Genomic DNA, 15,826 nt, shown 5'->3' on the forward strand with positions numbered 1-15,826 from the left:
TCCATTTATAACCTGTCGCTTCGGTATCCTAGGATTGAGCCGGAGCTTCAGCAGTCAAAACTGCTTTACGGGACAAGTTGATTCGACCTTGTGGGTCAATTTCTGTTACTTTTACCGTAATGGAATCACCGATAGCTACAACATCTTCCACTTTGGCAACACGTTCAGTTGACAGTTGCGAGATGTGTACCAGACCTTCTTTGTTCGGAAGTACTTCAACAAATGCACCGAATTTCTCTACGCGTTTTACTTTGCCGACATAAATCTCGCCGACCAATACTTCGCGCACAATACCTTCGATGATCGCTTTGGCTTTATCATTCATCTCTTGGTTAGAAGAAGCGATAAAGACACGTCCATCCTGTTCAATATCAATTTTAACACCGGTTTCTTCGATGATTTTATTGATAATTTTACCACCTGCACCGATAACATCACGGATTTTGTCCGGATTGATATGCATCGTTGTAATTTTAGGCGCATATTGTGATAACTGCTCACGTGGAGTTTTCAAAATTTCGTTCATTTTGCCCAAAATGTGCATACGGCCTTCTTTGGCTTGCGCCAATGCATCAGACAAAATTTGACGATTAATACCAGCAATTTTGATGTCCATTTGGATTGCAGTTACACCTTCAGGTGTTCCAGCTACTTTAAAGTCCATGTCACCGAGGTGATCTTCCATACCTTGAATATCACTCAGAATGGATACATGATCTCCATCTTTGATCAGACCCATAGCTACACCCGCAACTGGAGCTTTGATTGGTACACCTGCATCCATCATAGCTAAAGTGCTGGCACAGATACTTGCCTGAGATGATGAGCCGTTGGATTCCAGAACTTCAGATACCAAACGAATCGTGTATGGGAAATCCGTTTCGGAAGGAATCACTTTGGAAAGCGCGCGCTCACCCAGAGCACCATGTCCGATTTCGCGACGGCCTGGAGCACGCAATGGACGCGCTTCGCCTACGCTGAATGGTGGGAAATTATAGTGATGCATGAATCGTTTCGTTTCTTCAAGACTGATTCCGTCCAAAATCTGAACATCACCCAGTGCACCAAGTGTACAAACGCTAAGTGCTTGCGTTTGACCACGCGTAAACAGTCCTGTACCATGTGCACGTGGCAGCAGAGATGTATCACATTCGATTGGGCGAATTTCAGCAAGTCCACGTCCATCTGGACGAACTTTATCATGCGTGATCAGACGACGCACTTCTTCTTTGACGATATCGTGCAGAACTTCCTTCACGTCTTTGAACAATTCCGGACTTTCAATATATTTCTCTTCAAAATGAGCAACGGTTTCGTCATTCACTACATCGATTGCATCTTGACGAGCATGCTTCTCGGCGATTTTAACCGCTTCGACCAGACGAGCGCTGGCGAATTCACGTACACTGCTGTTAACTTCAGCATTAACGGTACGCAACTTAACAGCCATTTTTTCTTTTCCAGCAACTTGCACAAGTTGTTCGATTACAGCAATAATATTTTGGATCTCATCATGTCCAAACATGATTGCTTCGAGCATCACTTCTTCCGGCACTTCGTTTGCTTCGGCCTCAACCATCATGATGGCATCTTTGGTTCCTGCAACGACCAGTTCAATATCACTGACTTCAAGCTGTGCAATCGTTGGGTTAATGATGAACTCGCCATCAATACGTCCAACTTTCACGCCACCAATCGGTCCGCTGAATGGAACATCCGAAATGCTCAATGCTGCTGATGTACCAATCATTGCAGCGATTTGCGGTTCACAATCCTGATCCACACTCATAACGATATTCAGAACTTGTACATCATTCCGGAAGCCTTCCGGGAACAAAGGACGAATTGGACGGTCTGTCAGACGGCTTGAAAGAATGGCTTTCTCACTCGGTCTGCCTTCACGTTTAATAAATCCTCCCGGGATTTTACCTACGGCGTACAATCTTTCTTCATAGTTCACCGTTAATGGGAAAAAGTCCAGATCTTTCGGCTCACTTGATGCTGTCACGGTACACAATACCACGGTATCCCCGTATGTTACCTTAACGGCAGCATTAGCCTGCTTGGCCAAACGCCCGGTCTCAAGCGTAAGCTTTCTTCCACCAAGCTGCATTTCAACACGCTGTTCCATGAAACCCCTCCTTTTATTCGTTCCTAATTCAATGGATTCTGCATATTTACAGTATTTCCTGCTTGTCCTGCATTCATTAGCTATGTATGGATCTTTCAACATGCTAACCTGCACAACAAAAGCTCCTCACGGAGCCCCATCTACAAATATATGGCAACATGTTCATCTACAAAACAACCCGGCTGTAGGTTCCGCTTGTCCTTTTAGACAAAAGAATGACGGATAACAGCCAGGTTGGTTTTGAAAACATGTACGATAATTAACGACGCAATCCGAGTTTTTCGATCAGTGCGCTGTAACGTTTAACATCTTTGTTTTTCACATAAGCCAAAAGCTTACGACGTTGACCTACCATTTTCAAAAGTCCACGACGTGAGTGGTGGTCTTTCTTATGCGTACGCAAGTGGTTTGTCAAACTTGTGATGTTTTCCGTAAGGATAGCAACTTGCACCTCTGGAGATCCTGTATCGGACTCGTGAGTTTTGTGCTCGTCGATCAGTTGTTGTTTACGTTCTTGAGTCAATGCCATCCTGTTCACCTCCTTCAATATAATCGCCATTAGCCTCGTCACCGCCGGTGAGAGCAAGCAACCAAGCCAAGGTTAATGTTGCCTCAATCGACAACGTAGTACAGTATATCATAATTGCCTAGTTAAAGTAAATGTAAACATGCATTTAATCCTGAACCTTTAAGATAACAGGCGGCCGGCAGTTAATGCATCTTCACGAATCTGGCTAATCAATGCCTCAATGGAGTCAAACTTTCGTTCTGCACGAATATAGTGAACGAGCTCAACCTTTAGTTCCTGGTCATACAAGTGTCCATCAAAATCAAGCAGGTGCACTTCAAACGTAGGTTTCATCCCACTTTCGTGAAACGTAGGTTTCACACCGAGATTCATTACGCCATGCAGTTCCTGTTCGCCATACTGCACACGAACAGCGTAAACACCCTTCGATGGGGTAACGTAATGATCCGTGAGTTCAAGGTTGGCTGTAGGAAATCCAATCGTTCGTCCACGCTTCTCCCCGTGAATGACGGTTCCTCTGATGCTGTAAGGTCGGCCAAGCCACTGACTGGCCTCATCCATCTCCCCACGCTTCAACAGGCCACGAATGAGAGAACTGCTCACTTTTTCACCATTCAACAAGAAAGGAGGAACGGTTTCCACCATCATCTCTCCTTCTCCCAAAGTACGAAGAAGTTGTTCATCCCCTGCACCCTTGTGACCAAAACGGAAGTCAAAACCCACCACCGCTGTTCGTGTCTGAAGAGGAATCAACAAGTCGTGTACGAATTGTTGCGGGGTCAACCGTGAGAAATCTTCATTGAACTCCACCACATAGAGTACATCAACGCCCATTCCTGCCAAGATGTCTTCTTTATCTCTCAAGGGAGTTAAATAACCCTCGTAATCCCCTTTGCGCATAACTTCCTTCGGATGTGGATGAAAGGTCATAACCGCTGCCTGCATGCCCGTTTCCCGCGCAATGCGGACAGCTGATAAAATGACACTTGCATGTCCGAGATGCAGTCCGTCGAATTGACCAATCGCAAGCACTTGGGGCAGTGTGCTCAGCTCAGTCGAATGTAACGTCTGCGGATAGGTTAGCATTACGGTTTTCACAATCATTCACCTGCATTTCACTAGATAGGCCAAGCTTGAGCATCACCACAACTTCAAGCCCGAAACCTCTTTATTCCGGCAAAAAGACTTTAACTGCCCTCACCGTTGGTTTTAGTTCATCCCGTTCAAATATCCCCAGAAACGTACCATCCTGAGCATACAACCGCAATAGACCAGGTTGCTCTACAGGCGGTTCCAGAAGACGCGCAGACAGTTTCTGACCTTGAAGTGCTCCTTTGGTCTGTTCTTCTCCAACCTTATGGGCCGGAATTGAAGCAATAGCCTCGTCAACAGGAATCAGCGCCTCCGCCAAAGTCCCGTCAGCCATAAGTTGTTCCACTTCTTCAATTCGAAGACAACGATCTGCAGAGATACCTGCCGATATCGTACGCTCCAGTTGAACCATGGTGGATGGATATCCGAGTTGCCGACCAATGTCTACACACAATGTCCGAATATAAGTTCCTTTTGAACATAAGGCCCGGAAGGATATATCGGTGGTCTCACCCTGAGTCTCAATCCCAGTGAGTTCGAGCTCATAGATTGTGACCTCACGGCTCTTACGCTCTACCGTCTTACCTTCACGAGCAAGCTCATAAAGACGTTTGCCGTCTACCTTTACCGCAGAATACATGGGTGGTACCTGTGAGATCGTGCCCAGAAACTGCTCAAGCACCTGTTGAACCTGTTCCTGTGTTACTTCCACAGTCGTTTCAGCCCGCTCAATGACTTCCCCTGTCATATCCTCTGTGTCAGTAGACAGTCCCAATCTCAGCGTAGCCAGATATTCCTTCGGAAGCTCCTGCATGTACTCCACCACACGTGTCGCCCGTCCAAGACAGAGCGGCAGAACGCCTGTAACTTGTGGGTCAAGTGTGCCCGTATGCCCAATGCGCTTCATTTTGAGAATGCGACGCATTTTGGCTACAACATCATGAGAAGTAAATCCCGCCGGTTTATATACCGGAAGTACACCTTCAAATGGCTTTACCATTGTGAATTCACCTGCTTCAGCACTTTTGCGATAATATCATCAAGTCTGCCTTCCAGACGACATCCGGCTGCGAGCACATGCCCGCCTCCGCCAAAGGTCTGGGCGAGTGCAGCAACATCAATCTTACCAGCTGAACGCAAAGAAACCTTGACTGCATTCTCGTTGATGACTTTGAAAAAGATACCAACTTCCACGCCCTGAATGTTGCGCGGATAGTTCACTACCCCTTCAAGATCTTCATTAGCTGCTCCACAAGCCACCATATCATCTGGTGTAATAACAACCCAGGCTATCTTTCCATCATCTGTCATCTGCAGGCTTGATAGTGCCTGATTCAAAATCCGAACTTGCGGAAGAGTCACCTGCTCCAACAAGGTCTGGGCGAGATAGGGTCCATCCACGCCATGTTCAAGCAGTCTGGAGGCAGTTGTCATTACATTTGGGCTGGTGTTGGCATAGCGGAATCCACCTGTATCGGTAAGCAATCCTGTATAAACTGCCGTCGCAACATCTTTATCCCATGTTACTTGGAACAGGTTAAGAAAATCGAACAAGATTTCAGCCGTTGCAGCAGCATCAGACTTAATGATGTTGACTGTACCATAAGCGTCATTTGTAGGGTGATGATCAATATTCAAAATAACAGCATCGTCTTCGAAATAATGACGTGTCAAACCTACTCTGGCAAAGTCTGCACAATCCACACAGATAACAGCTTTATATTTTCGCTGCGGTGGTTGTTCGGTCATGTTCACAATGTTGCCTGCTTCCCACAAAAATTGCATACGCCCGGGGATTTCACCTTCATTAATCATCGTGAATGTCTTACCCAGACATGACAGCAGCCAGCCCACCGTTACCGTCGAGCTGACTGCGTCACCGTCCGGCTGTACATGCGACACGACCAGGTAATCATCATGCTCCAGCAGAAATTGCTTTCCGGTCTGGAGCGCCTGTTCATAAGTGTGCATTGCCGTCTCCTCTATTCTGTTACTGGGATTCGTTCTTGTCGGAACCAATATCGCCAAGCAGCTTCTCAATTCGGCTGCCATAAGCGATGGATTCGTCAATCTTAAATATCAACTCGGGAACATGCCGGAACCGGATACGTTTGCCCAGCTCCGAACGCAAAAATCCATTTGCTTTTGCCAGAGCTTTCAGCGTGTTATCTTTTTGTTCCTGTTCACCGAAGACACTCAGATAAACTTTGGCTTGCGACAAGTCTCCTGTCACTTCGACTCCCGTTACCGTAATAAAGCCGATACGTGGATCTTTCAGTTCAGACTGGATGAGCAGACTTATTTCTTTCTTGATCTGCTCGCCCACTCTACCTGTACGAATCTTAGCCATTGTTGTTCACCTCATGCTTCCTTGCTTATCGTTGTACTGTCTCCATAATGAAAGCTTCGATAACGTCGCCTTCTTTGAGATCATTAAATTTATCAAGTGTGATACCGCACTCGTAACCTTGTGCTACTTCTTTGGCATCATCTTTATAACGTTTCAGGGAATCCAGCTTACCTTCGTAAAGGACAATGCCATCACGAATCAGGCGTGCTTCCGCAGAACGCGTAATTTTACCTGAGGTAACCATACAACCAGCGATGGTACCCACTTTACTGATGGAGAACGTGCTCCGAACTTCAGCATGACCGATAACTTTTTCTTTGTAGATCGGATCAAGCATACCTTTCATCGCTTGTTCAATTTCTTCGATAACACTGTAGATCACGCGATGCAGACGAATGTCTACTTGCTCTTGATCTGCAGTTGATTTCGCCTGGTTATCAGGACGAACGTTGAAACCGATCACGATAGCATTGGATGCTGCAGCTAAAATGATATCGGATTCTGTGATTGCACCAGCGCCGCTATGAATGATTTTCACGCGTACACCTTCAACTTCGATCTTCGCAAGGGAACCTTTCAATGCTTCAACCGAACCTTGTACATCACCTTTGATGATTACGTTCAGATCTTTGATCTCGCCATCTTTGATGTGCTGGAACAGATCATCCAACGTCACACGAGTATGCGTACCCAGATCGGATTCACGTTGCGTGATCGAACGTTTGTCAGCGATGGAACGCGCTTTGCGCTCATCTTCAAACACCATGAATGGATCTCCCGCACCTGGAACTTCAGTCAGACCTGTGATTTCTACAGGTGTTGAAGGTCCAGCTTCTTTCAATTTGCGACCTTTGTCATTGACCATCGCACGAACACGACCGAAGCAGTTACCTGCTACGAAAGCATCGCCGACTTTCAATGTACCGTGCTGTACGAGGATACGTGCAACTGGGCCACGTCCTTTATCCAGCTCGGCTTCAATCACTGTACCACGGGCACGTTTGTCCGGGTTCGCTTTGTATTCGTTCACTTCTGCAACGAGCAGAATCATTTCAAGCAGACCTTCCAGACCCATTCTTTGTTTCGCTGACACGTTAACAAAGATGGTATCTCCGCCCCACTCTTCAGGAACGAGTTCATAGCTGGTTAGTTCTTGTTTCACTTTGTCTGGATCAGCGCCCGGCTTGTCAATTTTGTTGACAGCCACGATGATTGGTAGCCCAGCAGCTTTGGCATGGTTAATCGCCTCAATGGTCTGTGGCATAACACCGTCATCCGCAGCTACGACAATAATCGTCATATCCGTAACTTGTGCGCCACGTGCACGCATCGCTGTAAACGCTTCGTGACCCGGAGTATCCAGGAACGTGATCTTTTTGTTGTTAATTTCAACTTGATATGCACCGATATGTTGCGTGATTCCGCCTGCTTCGCCATCGGATACATTCGTGGAACGAATAGCATCCAGCAAAGTAGTTTTACCATGGTCAACGTGACCCATGATCGTAACTACTGGTGGACGAGCCTGCAAGTCAGCAGCATCATCATTCTCTTCCAGTGTTTCGAAACGGTCATCTTCAAGCACAATCTTCACTTCAACCTCAACACCGAATTCACCTGAAAGCAGAAGGATCGTTTCGATATCAAGCTCTTGGTTGATTGTTGCCATAACACCCATAGCGATGAGCTTTTTGATAACTTCGGAAGCATCCTTATGGAGCAACTTCGCTGTTTCACCAACGGTCATATCACCACGAACGATGATTTTCTTAGGTGTGTTATCAATTTTCTCACGTTGTTGGTACTGTTGTTGATTTCTGTTGCGGTTGTTCTTGCCACCACGGTTACCACGGAAGTTGCCGCCACGGTTGTCATCATAACGACGTCCACCGCCACCGCTGTTCGAACGGTTACCACTATTGTTGTTGCTGCCAGTAGTACCACCTGGGCCGCTTCTACGTTGGCCTTGTCCTTGGCTCTGACCTTGGCCACCGCTACGGTTGCCAGCAGTACCTGTATTACCACCGCTGTTAGGGCCTGAAGTTCTTACTTGACCGCCACCGCTGTTATTCGGACGTTGACCCGTTCCTTGCGGACGGGATGCAGTACTGCTTTGTCCACCTTGAGCTGGTCTTGGACGGTTAGTTGATTGTCCTCCTTGGCTTGAGCCTTGGGAAGAGTTCGTTCTGTTGCGGCTATCTTGGCCGCTGGGTCTTTGGGTGCCATTGTTATTGTTGGAATTTGGTCTATTGTTCATACCTACCTGCTTTTCCTGTTGTATTTTTGTTTGTACGGGACTACCGGATGGGTTACTGCTCTTCGGCGTGTTCACTCCGCCGGCCGGCTTGTTGCTGTCCACTGGTTTGTCACTGCGCACTGCCGAAGTAGCAACTGGTTTTGCATCGTTGCCTTGTTTCGAAGCAGCAGTGGATTTTATATCTTTAAAAAATTGTTCCACCTTACCGACTGAACCATTCTCCATGACACTCATATGATTGTTTACGGGAATTTCCAGCTTTTTAAGAATGGTTATAATTTCTTTACTACTCATATTAAGGGACTTCGCATATTCATAAACTCGCAATTTATCCTTGTTTTCCTGTTTACTCAATATACTCCACCTCCGACATTATACCGACTTGCTTGGAGATCATTTTTGCAAACCCTCGATCCGTTACTGCAAGAACAACACGCGTGTCTTTACCGATACTTGAACCCAGACTATCCCGGTCAAATCCGATCAACAGAGGAACCTTATAAGTTCCACATTTATCGCGAAATTTCTTTTGTGTATTGGCTGAGGCGTCACCCGCAACAATAACCATTTTAGCTTCGGAAGAACGGATCGCTTTAAGTACAATTTCTTCACCTGTTACAAGTTTACCTGCACGCATAGAGAGTCCCAAATAAGACAGCGTTTTAATATTAGTCATGTTCACGCTCCTGTGCTGCTTTGAATTCATCCTCAACCGCGATGAAGTCAGCTGCTAATTGCTCGTAAATTTCAGGTGAGACTTTGCCTTTTAACGCCCGATCCAAAGCCCGGTTTTTGAGTGCGAGCTTAAAACAGGACTCTTTGCCGCATAAATAGGCACCACGTCCGGATTTTTTGCCAGTCAAATCGATCAGCACTTCATCCTCTGGCGTTTTAACAATGCGAATCAGCTGCTTTTTGGGCATCATTTCTTGGCATGCCACACATTTGCGCAGCGGCACTTTTTTTGGTTTCATACGTCAGCGCCCCCCGTACTTTACTTTAGTCGACGGAGACGGAATCCTGATGCATTTCAGAAGAAGAATCTTTTTCTCTGCCGAATTCCTGTTCCGCCTGGCTCTCGCTCTTGATGTCGATTTTCCAGCCGGTTAATTTGGCTGCCAATCTGGCATTTTGGCCTTTGATACCAATTGCGAGCGACAGTTGATAGTCCGGAACGATAACCCGAGCCATCTTTTCTTCCTCAAATACATGAACTTCCAATACTTTGGAAGGACTCAGTGCATTAGCAACATATTCGTCTACCTGATCGGAGAAACGAACGATGTCGATTTTTTCACCGCGCAGCTCACCCACAATGGTCTGCACGCGCATTCCCCTAGGACCTACACAAGATCCAACTGGATCAACTTCCTCGTTGCGGGAATGAACGGCAATCTTGGAGCGGAACCCTGCTTCGCGAGCGACGGAGCGAATTTCAACTACACCGTCAAAGATCTCAGGCACTTCCAGTTCAAAGAGACGTTTCAAGAGGCCCGGATGGGTACGGGACAAAATGATTTGCGGCCCTTTCGTCGTATTCTCGACCTTGGTGATATACGCCTTAATACGGTCACCATGAACAAACTTCTCGTTCGGCATCAATTCGGTTAGCGGTAAAGCCGCTTCGATTTTGCCCAGATCGATGTAGATATTGCGCAAATCCTGACGCTGCACCACTCCCGTAACGATATCTTCTTCCTTATCTACGAAAGCGTTGTAGATCAGGCCGCGTTCGGCTTCACGAATCCGCTGGGTCACTACCTGTTTGGCAGTTTGTGCCGCGATACGTCCGAAATCACGCGGCGTAACTTCAATCTCCGCAATATCTTCCAGCTGGAAGTGTGGGTTGATTTCTCGTGCAGCAGGCAATGAAATTTCGGTACGTGAATCCAGGACTTCTTCCACGATCAATTTACGGGCATACACCCGAATAACTCCCGTATTACGGTTCATGTCAACACGCACATTCTGGGCCGTGTTGAAATTCCGCTTGTAGCTGGAAATTAGTGCAGCCTCGATCGCTTCAAACAGCACATCCTTGCTGATCCCTTTTTCCCGTTCCAATTCATTCATTGCTTCAATAAAATCCGTACTCATGAATGTTGATCCCCCTTTCAAACATGGCATCTCATACGTAAAACGGCGAAAGGCTCTGGACTAATGAGCACCTTGCCGTTATCGTGAGATGTGTCTTTTTCATTAATAAAGTGAACAAGGCACTTAAAACAAAATAGCTAGGCGCGCACTGGCAACCTTATCATAAGAAATGGCATGCTGTTTTTTGCCTGCTTCGATCACGAGTTCCTCGTCATCAAAGGAAAGCAGCTTGCCTTCAAATTCCTTCAATCCGTTCACCGGCTCGTAGGTTGTAACAAAAACATTTTTGCCTACAGCTTTGGTAACGTCCTCAGGTTTTTTCAGTGGACGCTCCGCACCGGGAGAAGACACTTCAAGGAAATAGATGGTTGGGATCGGATCGTTCTCATCCAGCTTGGCGCTCAGCTTTTCGCTGATCAAGACACAATCGTCGATGTCGATGCCACCCTCTTTGTCGACATACACCCGTAAAAACCAGTTGCTGCCTTCTTTGACGTATTCGATGTCAACCAGCTCGAAGCCTTGTTCGTTCAAGTAGGGTTGGATCATTTCTTCCACGGTAGATTTAATGTTCGTTGTGCTCAAAACCAATAACCTCCAACTTAGGTTACACCAGCAAAAAAAGCACTGGCAGATTATTCAATACCCAAGATTCTTGTATACCAAAGACTAAAGAGTGGGTTTCCCCACTCTTTAGAAATTCGTACTATCTCGTTCACTTCAAAAATTATAACATAGTCTGGTAATAGTGACAAGTAAGCGATGCTTCAGGCAATTTACTTACTAATGAAGGAAAAATTACGTTCCCCCAACAATCGCTATGGTTAGATCCAAATTCAATCCTAGAAAAGGGAAAGCTGATTGCTCTCTGGCAAGCCACGGAAACATCCCATATTCGACAGGAGTTCAACAATGGTCTTACTTGCTTTCGACTTCTGCTGGAAGTCTTCCACCGACAGGAATTCACCATGATCTCTTGCCGCAGCGATATTGCGAGCAGCATTATCCCCGATTCCTGCCAAAGCTGAAAATGGAGGGATTAGTGTTTTTCCGTCAACGATGAACTTTGTCGCTTCCGAACGGTATAAGTCAATGGATTTCAGCGAGAATCCGCGTGCTGCCATTTCCAGACCCATTTCCAGAACAGGTAACATGTTTTTCTCTTTTGGAGGTGCCTGGAAACCTAATTGCTCAATTTCCGTAATTTTGCGATAGATCGCGTCATATCCCTGACACATCAGTTCGATATCAATCTCATCAGCCCGAACAGTAAAGTAAGTTGCGTAATATTCAATCGGATGATACAGCTTGAAGAACGCCGTACGTACTGCCGAAATAACATAAGCGGCCGCGTGAGCCTTCGGGAACATGTACTGGATTTTGAGGCATGAATCAATGTACCATTGAGGCACTTTACAATTCTTCATCTCGTCAATCCATTCCTGTGGCAGACCCCGTCCTTTACGAACACTCTCGGTAATCTTAAATGCCAGACTTGCGTCCATTCCCGTTTTATAGATCAGAAATAACATGATATCATCCCGACAACCAATTACCGTCTTAATGTTACACGTTCCGTTCTTAATCAGATCCTGAGCGTTTCCAAGCCATACCCCTGTACCATGGGACAATCCGGAAATCTGCAGTAAATCGGCAAAAGACGTCGGCTGGGATTCAACAAGCATCTGACGTACAAACTTCGTTCCCATCTCCGGCACGCCAAACGTCGCGACTGGCGACCTAATCTGTTCCGGTGTAACACCCAAAGCTTCGGTTGAGTTAAACATGCTCATGACTTTCGGATCATTCATCGGAATGGTCGTTGGATCGACCCCTGTCAAATCCTGCAACATCCGCATCATAGTTGGATCATCGTGCCCCAGAATATCAAGTTTCAGCAAGTTTTCTTCAAAAGCATGATAATCAAAGTGTGTCGTTTTCCACTCCGCATTAACGTCGTCAGCCGGAAACTGAACAGGTGTAACGTCTTCGACCTCGATATAATCAGGTACTACGACAATACCACCGGGATGCTGACCAGTACTCCGTTTCACCCCAGTACAGCCAGAGGCCAAACGATTCAATTCAGCTCCACGCCATTTCTTCTGATGATGTTCCTCGTACTTCTTGGCAAAACCAAATGCTGTTTTCTCAGCCACCGTACCGATGGTCCCCGCACGGAAAACACTCTTCTCACTAAATAGTACTTTCGTATAGTTATGAGCATGAGGCTGATAGTCACCAGAGAAGTTCAAGTCAATATCGGGAACTTTATCTCCCTTAAATCCAAGGAAGGTCTCAAACGGAATATCCTGGCCTTCTCCTTTAAGTGTGCCACCACAATCCGGACACTCTTTCTCTGGAAGGTCAAATCCACTCCGAACACTGCCGTCCAGGAACCACTCGCTGTGTTTGCATTCTGAATTCACACAAATATAATGAGCAGGTAGTGGATTAACCTCGGATATACCCAAAAATGTAGCAACAACAGAGGAGCCTACCGATCCCCGCGAACCTACGAGATAACCATCCTGATTCGATTTTTTAACCAAGCGTTCCGAGATCAGATAGTTGGCAGAAAAACCATATTTAATAATTGGAATGAGCTCTTTCTCTAGTCGTGCCACGATTACTTCTGGTAATTCCTCGCCATAGATAGACTTGGCAGTGTCATAGCAGGTATTACGGATTTCTTCGTCCGCACCTTCCAGAATTGGAGTAAACAGTTTGTCCGGGAATAACTTAATTTCCTCAAATCGGTCAGATAACTCCACCGTATTTGTAACAACGACTTCGTAAGCTTTATCTTGGCCCAGGAACTGGAACTCTTCCAGCATTTCCTCTGTCGTTCTGAAATGTGCATCCGGTTTACGCTGATCTTTGAGTGGACTAAAACCTGTAATTCCGTGAATGGTGATATCCCGATATAACTTGTCACGCGGTTCCAAATAGTGCACGTTACCTGTGGCTATAACTGGTTTATTAAATTTTGCGCCTATATCAATGACTTTACGGATCGCTGTTTTGATTTCTTCGGGTGTAGCCACCAACCCTTTATCCACCAAATGCATATACATGGTAAGTGGTTGAATCTCCAGTATGTCATAAAACTCAGCGATCTCTTCCGCTTCTTCGAGCGATTTGTTAAGCACCGCTTCGAAAAACTCCCCTTTTTCACAGCCCGATATAATAACAAGGCCTTCACGCAAATTAATCAGTTTCGATTTGGGAATGCACGGTACCCGCTTGAAATGTTCCGTATGAGAGAGAGATACCAGCTTGTATAGATTTTTCTTACCGACATCATTCAATGCATAGATTCCACAATGGAAAGGTCTTGTATTCGACAAGTCGACACCTACATAATCGTTCAAGCGATCAAGCCTCGTTAAACCTTTCATCTGAGCAGCATCATTTAATAATCCGATCAGTATACCCGCGAGTGCAATCGTATCATCAATGGCACGGTGATGACTTTCAAGTCCAACCTTATATTTATCTGCCATCGTATTCAGACGGTGGTTCTTATTTTTTGGAAATAACAATCGCGCCAGTTCCAACGTGTCAAGGACAGGGTTAGGAAGCTCTGGCATTCCAATTTGCTTCAGGGAAGCCTGGATAAAGCCCATATCAAAACGTGCATTATGCGCAACAAGCACACCATCACCAGCAAACTGCACAAACTCACGAATGACAGGCTCCAGCTCAGGTGCGTCTTTTACCATGTCATCATTAATATTGGTCAACTGCTGAATGTTGTAGGGAATGCGTTCATGCGGATTCACAAATGTTGCAAACCGGTCGATTTCTTTACCATCTTGCATCTTCACTGCTGCAATCTCAATGATTTTGTTCTGTGTTACCGACAAACCTGTGGTCTCGATATCAAATACGATGTATGTTGCTGTTTGGAGATCCAATGGCTGAGGAGCCATTACAACGGCAACAGAGTCATTCACGACATTGGCCTCGAGGCCGTAGATCATTTTAATCCCGTTTTTCTTAGCAGCCTTGGAAGCCTCGGGATATACCTGCACCCCACCATGATCAGTGACTGCAATCGCCTTATGTCCCCACTCTGCTGCCATTTTCACGTATTTGTCGATTGAAGTTACAGCATCCATCGTACTCATCGTAGAGTGCAAATGGAACTCCACCCGCTTCTCTGGTGCATTATCTTTACGAGACGGGGGTGCTTTAACTTCAATCAGGTCCGATGGAATCATGGCCAGTTCAGGAATTTGCATAAACCGGTCATACTCTACACGACCACGCACTTTCACCCATTTACCGTTAGCCAGCAAACTAAGAATTTTAACGTCCTCTTTTGTTTTGGCAAACATCTTCATTTGCATGGAGTCCGTGAAGTCGGTCAGGTAGAAGGTAAACAACGTATTTCCGTTTCGCAGTTCTTTACGATCCAGACCAAAGACCGAACCTTGAAGCGTGACCTTTTTCTCTTCATCCTGGATTTCCTGCATGGGTACTGCAGGTTCCTTGATGTCATAACCCATTTGTAATCGCAGATCACCCTGCTCCTCATCCACCGGGATTTCTGTGTCCACTTCACTCATCATCTTCTCGATGACCTCAAGTTCTTCTACACGTTTTTGGGCTTGGAACTGTTCCATGGCCTCTTTATTGCTTCCCACTTCACCCACTTGCATCTTGATGCGAAGAGGTAGATGAAAGTATTTTTCATAGAATTTCGTAATAGCCTGATCAATCTGTTTCTTACGAGCCAATTCCATCGACGTTGCATCACTCATTGTCAGTTGTAGGAGATCCTCTTCACATTCAAAGGTTGTCCGGTTCATCCAACCATTTACAGATGGAATCTCACGGGTAACCCACTCCAGAAAGAGATTCCAATATTCACTGACGATATCACCATTTTGTACTTGGTCCGTGTATTTGAAGCCAAATGAAATTTTGGCGATATGATTCATTTTCTCTTGGATATGCAGGCAAAATGTGCGATAGATTGGAGCGGGTACCAACGTATCCTTTGCAATCAGAATATTCCAATCCCGATTACTTCGATTGGTCTCTACTTGTTCAATCCATCCATCCAAAAAATAGGGCTCTAACAGACCAGCCGGAAGCTCTGCCTGTTTCATCAACAACTCAAACCGTTTTCTTTTCTCCTCGAATCCGCTCATCGTGTTCCTCCTTGTACCCCCTTAAAGCATGAAAAGCCCCTGCATTCAAAAATGTCACCGATCCGAACTCGCACCGACTCATTTTATCCGACAGAAGCTCTCCATTCATTACTCTTACAGTCCGTACGTGCCATTATATACATTGAACAAAAAGATATTTACACTTACCACTCCGATAACAGAACAACCTTCCGATCGCTGTTACCCC

The 15,826-nt window shown here is 45.9% G+C and carries 13 protein-coding genes; all 13 read right to left on the reverse strand.

Annotation, left to right across the window (positions count from 1 at the left end):
• Positions 1-28: 28 nt before the first annotated feature.
• Positions 29-2,131 carry a polyribonucleotide nucleotidyltransferase gene (gene pnp / locus MHI01_RS07080; RefSeq protein ID WP_036670397.1) on the reverse strand — a complete coding sequence of 701 codons (2,103 nt, stop codon included), beginning with the start codon at positions 2,129-2,131 and terminating at the stop codon, positions 29-31.
• A 259-nt stretch (positions 2,132-2,390) separates the two neighbouring features.
• Entirely contained in the window at positions 2,391-2,660 is a 270-nt protein-coding gene (rpsO, locus tag MHI01_RS07085; RefSeq protein ID WP_036609297.1) for a 30S ribosomal protein S15, read from the reverse strand.
• Positions 2,638-2,772, reverse strand: a complete 135-nt coding sequence (locus tag MHI01_RS07090; RefSeq protein WP_268745224.1) for a hypothetical protein — start codon at positions 2,770-2,772, stop codon at positions 2,638-2,640. Before MHI01_RS07090 ends, rpsO begins: the two co-directional genes overlap by 23 nt.
• Positions 2,773-2,819: 47 nt before the next feature.
• The gene (locus tag MHI01_RS07095; protein ID WP_413409603.1) at positions 2,820-3,758 is read right to left on the reverse strand and encodes a bifunctional riboflavin kinase/FAD synthetase; all 939 of its coding nucleotides are present in this window, start codon (positions 3,756-3,758) and stop codon (positions 2,820-2,822) included.
• Between the two features lie 70 nt (positions 3,759-3,828).
• Complete coding sequence (gene truB, locus MHI01_RS07100) at positions 3,829-4,752, reverse strand: tRNA pseudouridine(55) synthase TruB (protein WP_036670396.1); 924 nt, start codon at positions 4,750-4,752, stop codon at positions 3,829-3,831.
• On the reverse strand, positions 4,746-5,723 hold the full coding sequence (locus MHI01_RS07105; protein WP_036670394.1) for a DHH family phosphoesterase: 978 nt from the start codon (positions 5,721-5,723) through the stop codon (positions 4,746-4,748). The genes truB and MHI01_RS07105 overlap by 7 nt, the downstream gene beginning before the upstream one ends.
• A 19-nt stretch (positions 5,724-5,742) precedes the next feature.
• Positions 5,743-6,102: a 30S ribosome-binding factor RbfA gene (rbfA, locus tag MHI01_RS07110; RefSeq protein ID WP_017689140.1), complete on the reverse strand. Its 360-nt coding sequence runs from the start codon at positions 6,100-6,102 to the stop codon at positions 5,743-5,745.
• 25 nt (positions 6,103-6,127) lie between these two features.
• A complete protein-coding gene (infB, locus tag MHI01_RS07115; RefSeq protein ID WP_340982835.1) occupies positions 6,128-8,713 on the reverse strand; it encodes a translation initiation factor IF-2 in 2,586 nt (861 codons plus the stop codon).
• Positions 8,706-9,035 (reverse strand): L7Ae/L30e/S12e/Gadd45 family ribosomal protein, encoded by a 330-nt coding sequence (locus MHI01_RS07120; RefSeq protein ID WP_017689142.1) that lies wholly within the window; start codon positions 9,033-9,035, stop codon positions 8,706-8,708. Before MHI01_RS07120 ends, infB begins: the two co-directional genes overlap by 8 nt.
• Positions 9,028-9,333 (reverse strand): RNase P modulator RnpM, encoded by a 306-nt coding sequence (gene rnpM / locus MHI01_RS07125; protein WP_017689143.1) that lies wholly within the window; start codon positions 9,331-9,333, stop codon positions 9,028-9,030. Before rnpM ends, MHI01_RS07120 begins: the two co-directional genes overlap by 8 nt.
• 25 nt (positions 9,334-9,358) lie before the next feature.
• On the reverse strand, positions 9,359-10,456 hold the full coding sequence (gene nusA / locus MHI01_RS07130; RefSeq protein ID WP_036609309.1) for a transcription termination factor NusA: 1,098 nt from the start codon (positions 10,454-10,456) through the stop codon (positions 9,359-9,361).
• A 123-nt stretch (positions 10,457-10,579) separates the two neighbouring features.
• Positions 10,580-11,041 carry a ribosome maturation factor RimP gene (gene rimP, locus MHI01_RS07135; RefSeq protein WP_047842499.1) on the reverse strand — a complete coding sequence of 154 codons (462 nt, stop codon included), beginning with the start codon at positions 11,039-11,041 and terminating at the stop codon, positions 10,580-10,582.
• A 257-nt stretch (positions 11,042-11,298) separates the two neighbouring features.
• Positions 11,299-15,618: a PolC-type DNA polymerase III gene (locus MHI01_RS07140; protein WP_036609313.1), complete on the reverse strand. Its 4,320-nt coding sequence runs from the start codon at positions 15,616-15,618 to the stop codon at positions 11,299-11,301.
• Positions 15,619-15,826: the final 208 nt, after the last annotated feature.

It is taken from the genome of Paenibacillus sp. FSL M7-0656 (genome assembly GCF_038003225.1).
GTDB classification, from domain to species: domain Bacteria; phylum Bacillota; class Bacilli; order Paenibacillales; family Paenibacillaceae; genus Paenibacillus; species Paenibacillus amylolyticus.

Excerpts from the sequence above, each read along its gene's own strand:
- pnp (WP_036670397.1), bottom strand. The coding sequence starts at position 2,131 with ATGGAACAGCGTGTTGAAATGCAGCTTGGTGGAAGAAAGCTTACGCTT.
- rpsO (WP_036609297.1), bottom strand. The coding sequence starts at position 2,660 with ATGGCATTGACTCAAGAACGTAAACAACAACTGATCGACGAGCACAAA.
- MHI01_RS07090 (WP_268745224.1), bottom strand. The coding sequence starts at position 2,772 with ATGATATACTGTACTACGTTGTCGATTGAGGCAACATTAACCTTGGCT.
- truB (WP_036670396.1), bottom strand. The coding sequence starts at position 4,752 with ATGGTAAAGCCATTTGAAGGTGTACTTCCGGTATATAAACCGGCGGGA.
- MHI01_RS07105 (WP_036670394.1), bottom strand. The coding sequence starts at position 5,723 with ATGCACACTTATGAACAGGCGCTCCAGACCGGAAAGCAATTTCTGCTG.
- rbfA (WP_017689140.1), bottom strand. The coding sequence starts at position 6,102 with ATGGCTAAGATTCGTACAGGTAGAGTGGGCGAGCAGATCAAGAAAGAA.
- MHI01_RS07120 (WP_017689142.1), bottom strand. The coding sequence starts at position 9,035 with ATGACTAATATTAAAACGCTGTCTTATTTGGGACTCTCTATGCGTGCA.
- rnpM (WP_017689143.1), bottom strand. The coding sequence starts at position 9,333 with ATGAAACCAAAAAAAGTGCCGCTGCGCAAATGTGTGGCATGCCAAGAA.
- nusA (WP_036609309.1), bottom strand. The coding sequence starts at position 10,456 with ATGAGTACGGATTTTATTGAAGCAATGAATGAATTGGAACGGGAAAAA.
- MHI01_RS07140 (WP_036609313.1), bottom strand. The coding sequence starts at position 15,618 with ATGAGCGGATTCGAGGAGAAAAGAAAACGGTTTGAGTTGTTGATGAAA.